The 15,234-nt window shown below is 70.6% G+C and carries 9 protein-coding genes; 4 read left to right on the top strand and 5 right to left on the bottom strand.

Going from position 1 to position 15,234, the window contains the following annotated elements; all coding sequences use genetic code 11:
• Positions 1 to 212: 212 nt before the first annotated feature.
• A complete protein-coding gene (locus tag ACFY0T_RS21505; protein WP_388872734.1) occupies positions 213 to 2,993 on the bottom strand; it encodes an ATP-binding protein in 2,781 nt (926 codons plus the stop codon).
• 269 nt (positions 2,994 to 3,262) lie between these two features.
• Positions 3,263 to 3,694: a hypothetical protein gene (locus ACFY0T_RS21500; RefSeq protein WP_388872732.1), complete on the bottom strand. Its 432-nt coding sequence runs from the start codon at positions 3,692 to 3,694 to the stop codon at positions 3,263 to 3,265.
• A 189-nt stretch (positions 3,695 to 3,883) separates the two neighbouring features.
• On the opposite strand from ACFY0T_RS21500, the gene ACFY0T_RS21495 reads away from it, so the two are divergent.
• The 3 genes from ACFY0T_RS21495 to ACFY0T_RS21485 all read left to right on the top strand — a co-directional run bounded on the left by ACFY0T_RS21495 (position 3,884) and on the right by ACFY0T_RS21485 (position 9,733).
• Positions 3,884 to 4,870, top strand: coding sequence for a hypothetical protein (locus ACFY0T_RS21495; protein ID WP_388872729.1), 987 nt, complete (start codon positions 3,884 to 3,886; stop codon positions 4,868 to 4,870).
• Positions 4,871 to 4,934: 64 nt separating this feature from the next.
• A complete protein-coding gene (locus tag ACFY0T_RS21490) occupies positions 4,935 to 6,791 on the top strand; it encodes an HSP90 family protein (protein WP_388872727.1) in 1,857 nt (618 codons plus the stop codon).
• 2 nt (positions 6,792 to 6,793) lie between these two features.
• Positions 6,794 to 9,733, top strand: coding sequence for a hypothetical protein (locus ACFY0T_RS21485; protein ID WP_388872725.1), 2,940 nt, complete (start codon positions 6,794 to 6,796; stop codon positions 9,731 to 9,733).
• Positions 9,734 to 10,044: 311 nt separating this feature from the next.
• On the opposite strand, the gene ACFY0T_RS21480 is transcribed toward ACFY0T_RS21485, so the two are convergent.
• Complete coding sequence (locus ACFY0T_RS21480) at positions 10,045 to 11,265, bottom strand: metallophosphoesterase (RefSeq protein ID WP_388872722.1); 1,221 nt, start codon at positions 11,263 to 11,265, stop codon at positions 10,045 to 10,047.
• Between the two features lie 248 nt (positions 11,266 to 11,513).
• Positions 11,514 to 12,629 (bottom strand): hypothetical protein, encoded by a 1,116-nt coding sequence (locus tag ACFY0T_RS21475; protein WP_388872719.1) that lies wholly within the window; start codon positions 12,627 to 12,629, stop codon positions 11,514 to 11,516.
• A gap of 41 nt (positions 12,630 to 12,670) precedes the next feature.
• Here ACFY0T_RS21475 and ACFY0T_RS21470 point away from each other — a divergent pair, with 41 nt between their 5' ends.
• The gene (locus ACFY0T_RS21470) at positions 12,671 to 13,198 is read left to right on the top strand and encodes a hypothetical protein (RefSeq protein ID WP_388872716.1); all 528 of its coding nucleotides are present in this window, start codon (positions 12,671 to 12,673) and stop codon (positions 13,196 to 13,198) included.
• Between the two features lie 249 nt (positions 13,199 to 13,447).
• Here ACFY0T_RS21470 and adh read toward each other — a convergent pair whose 3' ends face one another.
• Positions 13,448 to 14,971 (bottom strand): aldehyde dehydrogenase, encoded by a 1,524-nt coding sequence (gene adh / locus ACFY0T_RS21465; protein WP_388872713.1) that lies wholly within the window; start codon positions 14,969 to 14,971, stop codon positions 13,448 to 13,450.
• Positions 14,972 to 15,234 lie beyond the last annotated feature (263 nt).

Genomic DNA, 15,234 nt, shown 5'->3' with positions numbered 1-15,234 from the left:
AGACCAAGAACATGGGGGGCTGGGAGCAGGGGCTCCCGTACTGTCACGCCGTGATGGATCCTGCGCTGCTCGTCGCGGGCGGAAACCGAAGACGTGGGCCCACGGCACTTCACGCCCCACCAACTGGCGCACGGCCCCGCGCACACGTCCTCACGTGCGCCGTTCACTCCATGGACGGCGTCCTTCCGCCAGGGCGGACGGCGTTCTTCCGGCTACGGCGACTCGTGCAGCGCCACGTCCAGACGGCGCGGCCTCAGCCCGGCCGAGACCAGTTCGTCACGGGCCTGTGCCGCCACACCTCCGGCCCCGCACCGACCGGCCAGGTCCACACCCCGGTACAGCGGCCCCGCAGCCTCCGCGAAGCGCCCGGCGCGGCGCAGTGCGGTGCCGAGTTCGACCAAGGCGCTCGCGCGCTCGTACGACGAGGGCGCCGTCTCCAGCACGGTGACGGCCCGCCGTAGCTGAGCGATGCCCTCCGGCCCCTCGGCCACCCGGGCGAGCACACGCAGGGCCTGTCCCACCGCTGTTGCCGTACCGAACCGCTCGGCGCGCAGCAGTCCGTCCCGAGCGAGTTCCAGCGCCCGGGCGGGCTCCGTCCTCCGGGAGGCGAGCGCCAGGTGGGACAGCCACGGACACCAGGCGGGGTTGCGCATACCGCGTAGGTCGAGGCGATGGCCCACCTCGGTCAGCTCCTCCGCGGCTTCCTTCTCCATGCCGCGGGCCAGCAGCAGGTCGCCGTGGACGGTCTGGACGTCGGGAAGCGTCAGCACCGAAGGGAACGGCTTGCCGAAGCGGCGGTTTGCGGCCAACTCCTCGGCGGCCGCGGATTCCCCACGAGCGATCAGGATCTCGATCAGGCCTCCGAGCGCGTACCACTGCGCATGGACGCCCGCCGGCCCCAGACGGTCGGCCAGCTGCAGCCCGGCACGGACGAAGTCCTCGGCGTCGGTGAGCTGGCCCTTCCAGAACCGGATGTAGCCCAACAGGCTGTAGCCGAGCGCGAGATGCACCCCACGCCAGCCCTGGTGCTCGTACTCCGCGATGGCCGCCGCATACAGTTCCTCGGCCCGATGCGGCCGGTCGCAGTACAGGAAGGTGAGGGCCACCAGCGACGGGACCTCGAACCCCCACTCCTCGTCCGTCCAGCGCATGCCCTCGGACCCCAGCGCCCGCTCGGCGTACTGCAAGGCGGTTTCCGCCGGTTCGCCGCGCACCATCGCATTCCAAGCCCGCAGGCCGAACAGGTAGCGCTCGGTCTGGTTCCGGCCGGACAGCCGCCGGGTGAGTTGGGCGAGCCGGCGTGACAGGACGGGGACTTCCCGGCTGTGCGAGGTGATCCCCGCCACCATGAAGTGCTCCATGAACATGCGCAGGCGCATGCGCGAGTCGGTGGCCCTGCCGGCCTCCCGGGTCGCCACATCCGACGCCTCGGCCAGCCGGTCGCAGTACGCCAGCGCCCGCATGAGGCGGATCACGATGCTCTGCCGCAGAGCCGACGGCAGATCCGGCTCCTCCAGCGCGGCCCGCAGATGGTTCGCCGTCGCGGTCGGGTCCTGCATCAGCGCCGGAGAGCCGAGTTCGTACAGCACCGTGGCCCGCAGCTCCGCGGGCGGAGGCTCGCACAGGGCGCGGCTCAGACAGCGCCGGGCGGCCTCCGGAGCGCCGCGGCGCAGGTATTCGCGGGCCGCTTCGTGCAGTTGCTCCGCGGCCCAGGTGTCACCCTCCGGCTGCGTCTCCAGCAGATGCCGCGCCGCCGCGGCCGGGCCCTGCCCCGCCTCGACGAGCTCCCAGGCGGCCTTGCCGTGCAGGGCCACGCGCGTCGGGGTGGGAATGGCACGGTAGATCGCCGTCGCGATGAGCGGATGCACGAATTCCAGCGTGGGGCCGTACGTCAGAATCCGCTCGGCCCGCAGTACGTCCGCGGCTTGGGTGAACTCGGCCTGGCCGAGCGCCGCCAGAGATGCGGCCAGGCACGGGGTCGCCTCCGAACCGAGGACGGCCACCGCCCAGGACAGCCGGATCGCGACCTGGCCCAGTTCGTTCAGCCGGTCCACCAGGCCGCCGCCCCAGGTCTCCGCGGCAAGGTCCCGCAGCGCGTGGGCGTTCTCCCGGATGGGAGCCAGACGGCGGTCGCCCACCTTTGCCACCAGCTCGACCGTCTCGAACGGGTTGCCGCCGGTCACCAGCCAGGCTTCCTGGCAGAAGTCGTCGTCGACCTTGGCGTCCAGGCCCTCGCGCATCAGATCCGCGACGGCGCTCGGGCTGAGCGGCGCCAGGTCCAGGGGACGGACCTGGTTCCGCTCGACCATGTCGGCGAACTCGGCCGCCTCTTCGCCGAGTTCGTCCGGGCGGTAGGCGACGAGCATCAGCACCGGCAGCTCCTCCACCCGCCTCGCGAAGGACATGAGCCACGCCATGGACTCCGCGTCCGCCCAATGGAGGTCGTCCACGGCGAGGACCAACGGCCCCCGCTGGACGGCCACATGGGTGACGACCCAGTCCAGGCCGTCCCGCACGCCCTGCGGATCCGGCGCCGCACCCTCCGCCGCGGGAGGGCACAGCCCGACACACGGACCCACGATGCCGTACCAGTCGCCCAGTGCCTCCCGGCGCTCGCTCTCGGAGTACGAGGCCAGCAACGGCTGGAACAACTGGCGCACCACGTGGAACGCAAGGCTCTGTTCCTGCTCGACGCCCTTGGCGAAGAGCCCCTTGCACTCCCGTTCGGCCGCGCGGCGCCGCACTTCGTTCAGCAGGGTCGTCTTGCCCCCTCCGGCCGGTCCCGTGAAGGCCAGCAGCCCGCCGCAACGCTCGGCGGGAGTCGCCGTCTGCGTCGCCGAGCACCCGGTCACGGCATCCAACGCGGCCTGGACGGTGGCCAGTTCGGCGTCTCGCTCCAGAGTCCTCGGCAGGGTCCGCACACCCCGCTCACGCGGCTTCCCTGCGGTCGCCCGGGCTACCACCCGCAGCGGGTCGGCCTCATCGGTGATCACCGGTTTTCCTCCCGGCACGGTGCAGCCCAGCACATCGGCGATTCGCCGCTCAACGCTGACACAGCGTATCGGCCGCGTAGCGGTCAGAGACAGGACTGCGCTCTCTTCGTATTTTCAGGAGACTCCGCGTGTACACTCCTGAGCTCTGTCGACGTCCGGCCGGTGCAGGTATCGCTCACCTCTCGGAGGACGTCTGCGGCCGCCCGTCCGGCGGTCGCCCCCGCGCTCGGCACCGCGCGAGCCCGCGCCCGACGTGGTCGGCGCAGGTCCTACTCCTTCCTGAGGACGATGTCGAAGGTCGTCGAAGTCCACGGGCCCTCCAGCCGTCGCCCGTCCGGCGTCGGCGTTCCCTCCCCGTGACGGTCGAAGGGGCGGATGAGTGACTCCTTCACGCCGAAGACGGAGTCGGTGTCCAGACAAGGGTCGCCTGCGACGAAGATGTGGGTGATGAGACGCCGGAAGCCGGGTGCCGTGCCCATGAAGTGCAGGTGCGGTGCGCGCATCGGTGAGCGGCCGGCGTGCTGCAGGAGCCGGCCGACGGGGCCGTCGTCCGGGATCGGGTACGGCGTGGGGGTCAGCCCCCAGAACCGGTAACGGCCTTCCACGTCGGTGAACAGGCTGCCGCTCGCCCATGCCGCGGCGCCCCTGGCTTCGAGGACAGCCGTAACCTGCGCCGTGTCGTCTCCGGTCCACCCGTCCACGTGCCCGAGCCGCCAGGGCCCACAACAGCTCGATCACGAGCCGGAGTCGTAGAGGTGTCGGCGGGAACCGGGAGGGGCGAGAGGGCGGGACGGGCCCGTGAAGCGCCGGTGAAAACCCTGTGGAAGTGGTGTCGGTGGGGCCGTTTATGCTGCCCCAGACGATCACGCGGGACCAGGGGAGGGCGCGGCATGTTGGGCAAGCTGTTCGGAAGGGGTGCGGAGAGACCGGCGGCGGATCCGCACGCCCTTCCCGTCCCGCGCAGGCAGAAGAACGGGATGTACACGCTGCGCGCGCTCGGAGACGCGCGGGTGCTCGCGCTGGTCGAGGCGGCCGACGCGGGTGACTGGAAGGCGGTCAAGGCGGCGCTGGCCCCCTTCGATCTCGGCCGCGACCACCAAGTCCTGGGCGAGCTTGCCGACTTGGACGGTGTGCAGGACTGGATCGTCCGGGCCGTCGAGGAGGACAAGGAGCACCGGGCGACCGCCCTGCTGATATCCGGGACGCGCCACATCAGCTGGGGCTGGGAGGCGCGCACCGCCGAGCGTGCCGTGAACGTCACACAGGAGCAGTGGCGGGTCTTCCATGAGCGGCTCCACATCGCCGAGGAGCACCTGCTCGAGGCCGCCGCGTTGCGGCCGGAATGGGTCACGCCGTGGCGCCGCCTGCTCACCTCCGGTCGCGGCATGTCGCTGGGCTCCGCCATCAACGAGACCCGGCGCGACGCCGCCCTGCGCCGCGACCCGCTGGATCTGGAGACCCATCTCGAGTGGCTGTCGCAGTTGCAGCCGCGTTGGGGCGGCGAGCCGGGGCAGGCCCTGGCGTTCGCCCAGGAGGCGGCTGCCCGCGCCCCACAGGGGCACCGTCTCGGCTGCGTGATCGCCATGGCGTACATCGAGGAGTGGGTCGAGTCGGAGCGTGGGGACTACCTCGAAACCTCCGAGATCCAGGCGCAGTTGCGCGAGGCGGCGGACCACAGCATCCTCCACCCCGCCTACGCGTGGCGCCCGGGCTGGCAGCACGACTTCAACATGTTCGCCATGGCGCTGTCGCTGGCCGGTGAGCGCCACACGGTCAAGCGCGTCTTCCGAACGCTGGACGGTGCCTACACCAAGTGGCCATGGACCTACTTCGCGGAGCCCGAGAAGGCGTTCGCCCGCCACCACCGCCGCGCCTGAGCATCCGCCGGTCCCGGTGCCGCCTGCCCGCCATCCGTCGCCCCTCCCACTTTCGGACTGCCCGATGACTCTGCACGACACCGCCGTCGACCCGGCCGGCGCCGACCGCACCTTCCAGGTGGATCTGCGCGGCCTCGTCGACCTCCTCTCCCACCACCTCTACTCCAGCCCTCGTGTCTACCTGCGTGAACTGATGCAGAACGCGGTGGACGCGCTGACCGCCCGGTACCGCCTCGAACCTGCCGCACCCGTCGACGCCTTCGGCATCCGCCTGTACGCCGACGGTTCGGTGGTACGCGTCGAGGACGACGGCGTCGGTCTCACCGAGGCCGACGTGCACACCTTCCTCGCCACGATCGGCCGCAGCAGCAAGCGCGCGGAGCGGATCGCCGAGCAACGCGGGGACTTCATCGGCCAGTTCGGAATCGGCCTGCTCTCCTGCTTCCTGGTCGCGGACGAGATCCACGTCCTGAGCCGCTCCGCCGGCACTCCCGACGCGCCCGCCGTGGAGTGGCGGGGACGCGGCGACGGCAGCTACACCGTCCGCGTCCTGCCCGCCTCCGCCCGCCCCCGGCCCGGCACCACCGTCACGCTGACGCCGCGCGCCGACGCGGGCGAGTGGACCCGCCCGGCCCAGGTGCACGCGCTGGCCCGGCACTTCGGCTCCCTGCTGCGCCACCCGGTGACCTTCGACGACGGCACAGGCGGCCCTGGCGGCCCAGGCGCGTCCATCAACCCCGAGGCCGCCCCCTGGGCCCGTACGTACCCCACGCCGGGATCCCGATCCCGTGCGCTGGCCGCGTACGGCGAAGAGGTCTTCGGGTTCACGCCGCTGGACACCATCGAGCTGGACCTGCCGGCCGTGGGCCTGAAGGGCATCGCGTGCGTGCTGCCCGAGGCGGTGCCGGCCGGGCGCCGTCACGGCCACCGCGTGCACGTCAAGGGCATGCTGCTGTCCGAGCAGGCCGAGGAGATTCTGCCCGAGTGGGCCTTCTTCGTCCGCTGCGTCGTCGACGCCGAGAGCCTGCGCCCGACGGCGTCCCGCGAGTCCCTGTACGAGGACGACACTCTCGCCGCCGTCCGCGACGCCCTTGCCGAGCGGCTGCGCGCGTGGATCGCCCGGGCCGCCGCCAGCGACCCGGACCTGCTCGCCCGCTTCCTCCAGGCACACCACCTGGCCGTGAAGTCGCTCGCGGTACACGACGACGAAATCCTGCGGATGCTGCTGCCCTGGCTGCCGTTCGAGACCACCGACGGGCACACCACCCTCGACGAGTTCGCGCGCACCCACCGCACCGTGCTCGTGACGTCCAGCGTGGAGGAGTTCCGGCAGGTCGCGGCGATCGCCTCGGCCGCCGGGCTCGGCGTCGTCAACGGCGGCTACACCTACGACCGTGAACTGGTCCACCGGCTGCCCGAGATCAGGCCCGAGGCCAGCGTCGCCGACCTCGACCCGGCGACCCTCACCGCCCACCTCGACCCGGTCGACCGGGAGACGGAACTGGCCGCCGCGGCCTACCTCGCCCTGGCCCGCGACGCCCTCGCCGTCTTCGACTGCGACGTCGCGCTGCGCACCTTCCAGCCCGCCTCCGCACCCGCCCTCCTGGTGGACAGCCGCGAGGCCCGGCACGAGCGCACGCGCTCCCAGCTCGCCCGTGAGCAGGAGGGCGGCCTGTGGGGCGACATCCTCGGCGCCCTGCGCCAGGAGGCACCGCGGGCCCAGCTGATCCTCAACCAGCTCAACCCACTGGTCCGCACCGCCGTCACCATCGATGAGCCCGAGCTGGCCCGCACCAGCGCCGAAGCCCTCTACGGACAGGCCGCGATGCTGTCCCGGCGCCCGCTCAGGCCCGCCGAGTCGAGCCTCATCAACCGCTCCTTCCTCGACCTCCTCGCCCACGCCCTCCGCAAGGACAGCTGACGATGCCTACCGCACCCCATCCCCAGAGCACGGACGAGCTGTACCAGGCGCTCCAGGAGAACGACCGGCGCCCCTACGGCCGCACCCGCACCGTCACCGCCGAGGAACTCGTCGACGCCGCCGAGCAGTTCGCGGAGCCCGTCCCGCTCGTCCACGCGCTCCTCGAACTCCAGGAGGCGTACACCTACGGCTCCGAACCCCGGAAGTCGCCCGTCGTCTTCGCCCGACTGCTCACCCTCTTCGACGAGCAGCCCGACGTCTTCGACGAGCGCCTGCGCCACATGCTGTTCTGGCGGTTCAAGTGGGTGGCCAACGCTTTGCGCGCGCTGCCCGAGATACCTCTGGCGAGCCTGCACCAGTGGATGAAGGAGATGCGCGACCGGTACGAGAAGGCCGGCCTCGGCCTCCAGCCCTACTACGGACAGGCGTACCAACTCGCCGCCCACGTCGGCGAGGACACCACCCTGGCCTACGAGCTCTGGGCGGCCCGCACCCGCACCAGGCTCAGCGACTGCGAGGCCTGCGAGATCTGCGAGCGCGCCCTGTACCACCTCACGGCGGGCGACGACGAGCGGGCGCTGCGCACCTGGGAGCCCGTCCTGGCCGGGAAGGAATCCTGCCAGGAGGAGCCGGCCCGCTCCGTCTCGCACGCGCTGTTGCCCCTGCTGCGCACCGGCCGCACCGACCGGGCCCGCGAACTGCACCTCGCCGGCTACCGCAGCTGCCGCCGCAACCCCTCGATGTCCCATGAGGTCGGCCGGCACCTGGAGTTCTGCGCGCTGACCGGCAACGAGGCACGCGGCCTGGAACTGCTCGCCGAGAACCGGAACCTGTTCGACGAGGTCGACTCGCCGCTGGACCTGCTCGGCTTCCTCACCGGCGTGGAGGTCCTGCTCCAGCGCGTCGAGCTCCTCGGCCACGGCGAACTGCCCGCCGCCGGGTACGCGGGCCGCACCTGGACGGTGGCCGGCCTGCGCGCCGAGGTGCGCGGCCGCGCTGACGACCTCGCCGCCCGCTTCGACGCCCGCAACGGAACCACGGCCCACACCGACCGCCGCAGGGCCCGCCTCGACCGTGCCCCGCTCCTGGACGCGCTGGACCTGACCCTGCGCACGCGCAGCCTCGATGACGTGGCCCCGGCCGCGCCGGTTGCCGCGCCCGCCGCCCGTACGGCCGTCGCCCTCCCCGACTCCCTGCCCGAACTCATCCTCCGAGCAAGGACCTTGGACCAGCAGGGGCACCCGGACGCACAGGCCTGCTGGGCGCGGCTGCGCACGCTCGTCGCCGCCCGCGACTACACCCACCCCGGCGACCCGGCCGTGGGCCCGCTCGTACAACTGCGCGCGGACCTGCTGGCCGACGAGGCGAGCCGGGCGGGCGAGAAGGACGAGTTCGCCGAGGCCGCCGCCCTCCACGAGGAGGCCGCGGCCCTGTACGACGACGCCGGAGAGCCGGGTCACGCGGCGCTGTCCCGGGCGTGCGCCCTGCTCGCCACCGCCGAGACCCCCGCGCAGGGCGCCGACGGTGCCGAGGCGAAGGCCACCGCGCTGACCGCCGCCCACGCGTCCATGGTCCGCCTCCACGAGGAGACGCCCGAACTCGCTCCGTACCAGGAGGCGCGCCTGCTGCGGCTGCGGGCGACCGCGCTCGGTCTGCGCCTGCAGGCGTCGGGGAGCGAGGAGCACGTCGAGCCGGTCCTCGCCGAGGTGGACGTGCTGCACGCTTTCGCTACCCGGCACGACGTCTTCGGGCAGATCTCCGGCGCCCTGATGCTGCGGGCCAGCACGTACGCCATCTCCGGCGACCTGCCCGCCGCGATCACCGAGATCGACGCCCTCCTCGACCGGCTGAAGGCGCACGGCCCCGCCTGGCACCTGCCCCGCACGCTGGGACTGCGCGGCCGGCTCCAACTCGGCCTCCAGGACGCGCAGGCCGCGCACGCTGACCTGACCGAAGGCCTGCGACTGGCCGCCGAGTGGCCGCCCGACGCCATCGACACCACCCGCCTCCACGCTGATCTGGCCGAGGCCTGCATGCACCTGGGCCGCCCCGACGAGGCACTGCGGCACCTGACGCGCTCGGCGGAGATGGACCTTCGCCGCGGTAGCCGGACGGACGCGTTCTGCACCTACAGCAACGCGGCGCAGCTCAGCCTCGACCTGGGCCGCGTCGAGGACTGCATCGCACTGCTCGACTCCCTGCTGGCCGAACCGGACGTCGCCGCCGGAGAGGTGGACGACCGGCTCGTCGCTCAGCTGCGCCTGACCCGCGCCCGCGCGCTGCACGCGGGGGAGGACCTCAAGGCCGCCACGGCGGAGTTCGTCACCCTGGCGGCCGAGTCGGCCGGCTGGGACGACGACCCGGGAAGCCATGCCATGATCGCCGCGGAGACGGCCGTACTCCTCGGCGAGTCCGGCGAGTTCGGCCGAGCCCGCGAGGCCGCGGACCAGGCACTCGTTGCCCACGCCCGGGCCCCGCGCTACGAGCAGCTCAGCAACTGCCTGCGCGAGCTCGCCCGTCTCCAGGCTCAGCAGCAGGGCCCCGACGGCCTGGCCGACGCCCTCGCCTTCCTCGCCGACGCCGGCCGGATCGCCGACGAGGCCCGCGCCGCCGAATACGAGGCCCACGGCCGCTCCCTGGACACCGCCCTGGCCTACGAACACGGACGGGTCAACGCCTACGCGGGCGAGTACGAGGACGCCCTGGCCGCCCTGGAGAAGGCCCTCGCCCTGCTCGGCGAGCCGGGACGGGAGGACGAGCACGCCGGCGAGTGGGCCGAGTGCGTCCGCCTCACGGGCGCCGTGGAGGGCCTCTACCTGGAACGCCCGGCCCCCGCACTCACCCGCCTCGACGCGGCGGTCTCCCGCCTGACCGCCCTGGGCCACACCGAGGAGACCGAGCCGCTGATCTCCCTGGCGGCCCGGCTGCGCGACGAGGAGTGACGCAACGGTTCAGGTGTGCGCCGCGAAGGGCGCCTGGCGGGCATCTGCCCTGTTCAGGCGCCCTTGCCCTGACGTCTAGAAGAAGCCCAGCTTCTTCGGCGAGTAGCTCACCAGCAGGTTCTTCGTCTGCTGGTGGTACAGGCGTCACGCGTCGCTGACCTGCGTAAAACGTGGCCACGTATGGCTCGTTGGAGCCGTCGGCCCGGCAATGGTCCGGATCTTGTCCTCAGCGAGACGGGACTGGTCATCTGTCGACGCCGCATCCCTCGGCTCGTGGACTGCTCCAAGCGGATGTGTCGGCCCGTCGAGTGCTACATCGAGGTGGGCAGGTGCGGGGAGCGGAGCACGAGCAGGGTGATCTCGCTGGGGGCGAAGACGCGGAACGGCGGGCCCCAGAAGCCGGTGCCGCGGCTGGTGTAGAGGAGGGTGCGGGGGCCGTGGTGGCTGAGGCCGGCGACGGCGGGCTGGTCGATGCGGACCAGGTGGTGGAAGGGCCAGATCTGGCCGCCGTGGGTGTGGCCGGAGAGCTGGAGGTCGATGCCGTCGGCTGCCGCCCGGTCGATGAACTTCGGCTGGTGTGCCAAGAGCAGGACGGGTAGGTCGGGGTCGGCGCCGTTCAAGGCTCCGGCGAGGTGGGCGCGGTGGCCTGCCAGGCCGGAGGACTCGGCGGTGACGTCATCCACGCCGGCGACCACGAGGGTGTCGCCTCCGCGTTCGAGCAGCAGATGGCGGTTGCGCAGCGGCTCCCAGCCCAGCTCGTCCATCAGGTCGACCCAGCCCTGGGCCTCGCTGTAGTACTCGTGGTTGCCGGTGACGTATACACGGGCCCGGGTGGCCCGCACGGTTCCGAGTGGGGCGGCCTGGGCGCGGCGGCGTTCGGCCGTGCCGTCCGCGATGTCACCGGTGTGGCAGACCAGGTCGGCTTCCAGGGTGTTCACCGTCTCGCATACCTGTGCCGACCAGCGAGTGCGATCGAGGGGACCGTAGTGGGTGTCGGTGATGAGGACGACGCGGATGCCGTCCAACCCGGCACCCAGCCGTGGGAGTTGCACGTCGAGTCGGCGCACGCGTGGCACGCGGCGGGCTTCGGCGTACCCCCAGGCGAGTAGTACGGCGGTTATGCCGAGGACGGCCCAAGTGACAATTCGAGCCCGGTCCTGACTCTCGTCGACGCCGGCCACGGTCAGGACGAGCCACAATGGGACGCCGAGCAGAATGGACCAAGTGAACAGAACCCAACTGGTGCCCAGCAGGGTGTCACCGACGATCGCCGCCCGGTCCTGCTGGCGCCGGCCGTGGCCGCGCACCATCGCGAGCGGCATACCGACGAGGCCGAGGGCGAACAGGGCGGTGCCGGCGAGCGTGACGGGCAGCGGCCAGTGCTGGCCGCTGTGCAGGAGCACCCAGCAGGGCACGGCCCACAGCAGGACGGGGGCGATCAGGGGGATGTAGCGCATCAGGCGGTGCAGTCGGCTCTGCCGCGGCGCTTGCGCTTCACTGTCGGCGGGTCGGGTGTCGCTGGTGTCGGTCACGCTTCCCCTCACAAACCAGGCTGCCGTCCCGCGCACTGTATCCGGTCGCCCTCGGGCCGGCCGGACCGGCGTTCATGGGGGCGGCCTCTTGGGGCGAAGGGTTCTCTGCGGGATGGCAAGACTCCGCCGCAGACACCTCCCTTGGCATGAGCCGCGATCAGGGCGCTACTGCCCCGGCTTGGTACTGCCGCCAGTGGAGCGCGCGCCGGCGGGACGATGGCCTAAGCCGATGATGGCGAGTGCCGGCCTCACTGAAGCCGGTCAATGCACTCCCGCAACAGGGCGTTTATGTACCCCGAGTTGGGGAGGTCGTGCTTGGTGATGACGCCACGGCTGGTGCGAATCTGTCGGTGCATCACGTCATCCGCCTGCACCTTGAACTCCAGGAGCCGTTGCACGTACTTCTTGTCCGTCTTGGTCCACTTGTAGCTGCTGGCGGCCTGCTCGAACGACTGGCATCCCAGGATGGGCGGCACGTGGTCGATGATGGCCCGCACCAGGGCGTGACAGGCGTAGGCGTGACCGTCTCGGAAACAGGCGTTCAGCTCACGGACGAGCTGCAAGAGCTTGTCCGGACTGAGCCGGGTCTGGCCCTGCTTGGCCTCCAGCTCCTTGATGAGGTCTTCATTGACGTACTGCGGCGGTTCCTCGGCCGGGGTAACGGAACGCGGGCTGATGGCTCCCGTGACCGTCGGCAAACCAGCCGAGAAAGAATCAACGATCGAAACCCTGCCTGCGGGCCCAAGAATCCGCGACAGCGCAGGCCGTGGACTCGCCGGGATCGTCAGGGTGATGGTGCCTGCTGCCTTAGTTACCTTGGTGACCCGCTCCACATAACTGCGCAAGTCGTCAATGTCCCGGTACTCCTTGAGCCACTTGTGGAGCTCAAACCGCCAGTCGCCGGGATTCGTGCCCCACGGCTGATGACCACGTCGCAGCACCGGCTCATGCTGGAAGATGCCCGGCAAGGCCGCCACGAACTCTTCTGTGACAACGGGGAAATCGCGCTTGAAGTCATCCGAGGTGATATATGCAGCCACTGCGTGGTCGGGAGACGGCTTAATCGCCCGCTGGTGCTTAACGAAGTACTGCAGCACGGTGATGAAGTTGTCGCCGAAGATGTGTCGCAACTCGGGCGAGTGGAGGCCAGCGGCGGCGGTGAGGGCGGGACGATCGTCATCCGCCGGGTGGTGGGACCGGTCGTACCAAGCCAGACCATACGAAACGCCGCCGAGTGCAGTACCCCCGACCACCGGCAGGGACCTGAGCACCTGCTCGGCGTCGTCGTGCCCCAGATGGTCCATCATCTGCTCGACGTACCGCCAGACCGGCCACTGGCCGCTCTTCCGGTAGGGCTCGGCCATGACCTTGAGCAAGGTGAGCTGGGCATCGTGCCCTGTATTGCATGTACTTCGCGGCTATGCGGCCAGCTGAGGTCATCCATCTTCGGATCGATCAATGCCACTTGCCGAATACTGGATGGGGGATGCTCAACCTCTCGGGCGGGGTTGTCACGTCTGGCAAGGAGTGGACCGACGTCGGCGAGGTGCACGAGGTGCACGAGGTGCACGAGGTGCACTCGCCCAAGCGTTGCGCGGCAAGCGCGACGCGGCCTGTTCCCATCCCGCCGCAATTCGTACGCATGTTGCGTGCCCACGTAAAACGGTTCGACGTGGCACCTGACGGTCGACTTTTCCGGAACCAGGCTGGCAACTACGTGGACGCTGCCGCCTACGGCATCACGTGGGCGCGGGCCCGGGAACACGCCCTGACTCGTACTGAGCGCACTTCTCGCCTGGCCAAGCGGCCTTACGATCTCCAGCACGCCGGGATCTCGTTCTGGCTCTACTCCGGAGTGGCCCCGGCCGAGTGCGCCCGCCGCGCCGGCCAGAGCATCGAGGTTCTCTTTTCGCCTCTACGCCAAGTTCCTTGACGGCCTTCGAGAGCAGCCGAACCGCCTCATCGAGCAGTCCATGAACGAGTGGCAGCGCGTCAGTCAAGGTGACGTACTCGAGGGCTGAACCGGGGTTTGGTCCGTGACAGGTCCGGAGGCACTGGTCAGGAGGGGTGCAGCCGTGGGAGGAATTGGGAGTTAGCGCGCAAGCCGGGCTCGGTCGAGAGCGGGCTGAGTGAAAGGCGCCTGACGGGTGAAAACCCAGGTCAGGCGCCTTTTCGCATGCGTCTAGAAGAAGCCCAACTTCTTCGGCGAGTACGACACCAGCAGATTCTTCGTCTGCTGGTAGTGCTCCAGCATCATCTTGTGGGTCTCGCGGCCGATCCCGGACTGCTTGTATCCGCCGAACGCGGCGTGTGCCGGGTACGCGTGGTAGCAGTTCGTCCAGACGCGGCCGGCCTGGATGGCGCGGCCCGCGCGGTAGGCGGTGTTGATGTCGCGCGTCCACACGCCGGCCCCAAGTCCGTACAGCGTGTCGTTCGCGGTCTTGATGGCATCGTCGAAATCATCGAACGACGTGACCGAGACGACCGGGCCGAAGATCTCCTCCTGGAAGATCCGCATCCGGTTGTCGCCCTCGAAGATCGTCGGCTGGACGTAGTAGCCGCCCTTCAACTCCCCGTCGTACTCGATGCGTTCACCACCGGTGAGGACCTTGGCGCCCTCCTGGCGGCCGATGTCCAGGTAGGAGAGGATCTTCTCCAGCTGGTCGTTGGAGGCCTGGGCGCCGATCATCGTGTCGGTGTCGAGGGGATGGCCGGGCTTGATGAGTTCGGTGCGGGCGACCGCCGCCTCCAGGAACTCGCGGTAGTGACCGCGCTGGACGAGCGCCCGGGACGGGCAGGTGCACACCTCCCCCTGGTTGAGCGCGAACATCGTGAAGCCTTCGAGCGCCTTGTCGCGGAAGTCGTCGTTCTCGGCCCAGACGTCGTCGAAGAAGATGTTCGGGGACTTGCCGCCGAGCTCCAGCGTGACCGGCTTGATGTTCTCCGAGGCGTACTGCATGATCAGCCGCCCCGTCGTGGTTTCGCCCGTGAACGCGACCTTCGCCACCCGGGGGCTGGACGCGAGCGGCTTTCCCGCCTCCACGCCGAAGCCGTTGACGATGTTCACCACGCCCGGGGGCAGCAGATCCGCGATCAGGCTCATCCAGTAGTGGATGGAGGCCGGGGTCTGCTCGGCGGGCTTGATGACGACCGCGTTGCCCGCGGCCAGCGCCGGGGCGAGCTTCCAGACCGCCATCAGGATGGGGAAGTTCCAGGGAATGATCTGCGCGACCACGCCGAGCGGCTCGTGGAAGTGGTACGCGACGGTGTCGTCGTCCACCTCGCCGAGCGAACCCTCCTGGGCGCGGATCGCGCCCGCGAAATAGCGGAAGTGGTCGATCGCGAGCGGGATGTCGGCCGCCAGGGTCTCGCGCACCGGCTTGCCGTTCTCCCAGGTCTCGGCGACCGCCAGCTTCTCCAGGTTCGCCTCCATCCGGTCGGCGATCTTGAGCAGGATGTCGGCGCGCGCGGTCACGGACGTACGTCCCCAGCCGGGCGCGGCCGCGTGCGCCGCGTCCAGTGCGCGCTCCACGTCCTCTGCGGTGCCCCGCGCGACCTCCGTGAACGGCTGTCCGTTCACCGGACTCGGGTTCTCGAAGTACTGTCCGCGAGCCGGCGGTACGTACTCTCCGCCGATGAAGTGGTCGTAACGCGCCTGGTAGGAGACGATCGCGCCCTCGGTGCCGGGCGCCGCGTAACGGGTCATGCTGGTCTGCCTCCCGGAGAAGCGCTGCCCGCCGTTGGGCAGCTCTCGGCGCGAGGCTAGGAACGGGGACGTTGCATGGACGTTGCGGGGGCCTGGCACTGGCAGCTGTGGGGCTCGGGCCTGCGTGACGCTCGGCGCCTGCGCGGGCTCCGGTACTTGCGGGGCATCCGGTACGTGAGGGGCACTCGGTACCTGCGTGGCACCCGGCGCCTGCGTTGCGCCGGGTACCGCGTGTCGTCCGGTCCTCGGTTCGTTCGTCGGGC

It is taken from the genome of Streptomyces sp. NPDC001530, assembly GCF_042894545.1.
Classification (GTDB): domain Bacteria; phylum Actinomycetota; class Actinomycetes; order Streptomycetales; family Streptomycetaceae; genus Streptomyces.
Note: the sequence above shows the minus strand (reverse complement) of the source record. Positions and strands in the feature narration are given on the sequence as shown.

What these genes read in the sequence shown, in the direction of transcription:
- ACFY0T_RS21470 (WP_388872716.1), top strand. Translation starts at nt 12,671, where the DNA reads ATGTACTTCGCGGCTATGCGGCCAGCTGAGGTCATCCATCTTCGGATC.
- ACFY0T_RS21490 (WP_388872727.1), top strand. Translation starts at nt 4,935, where the DNA reads ATGACTCTGCACGACACCGCCGTCGACCCGGCCGGCGCCGACCGCACC.
- ACFY0T_RS21485 (WP_388872725.1), top strand. Translation starts at nt 6,794, where the DNA reads ATGCCTACCGCACCCCATCCCCAGAGCACGGACGAGCTGTACCAGGCG.
- ACFY0T_RS21495 (WP_388872729.1), top strand. Translation starts at nt 3,884, where the DNA reads ATGTTGGGCAAGCTGTTCGGAAGGGGTGCGGAGAGACCGGCGGCGGAT.
- ACFY0T_RS21475 (WP_388872719.1), bottom strand. Translation starts at nt 12,629, where the DNA reads ATGGCCGAGCCCTACCGGAAGAGCGGCCAGTGGCCGGTCTGGCGGTAC.
- adh (WP_388872713.1), bottom strand. Translation starts at nt 14,971, where the DNA reads ATGACCCGTTACGCGGCGCCCGGCACCGAGGGCGCGATCGTCTCCTAC.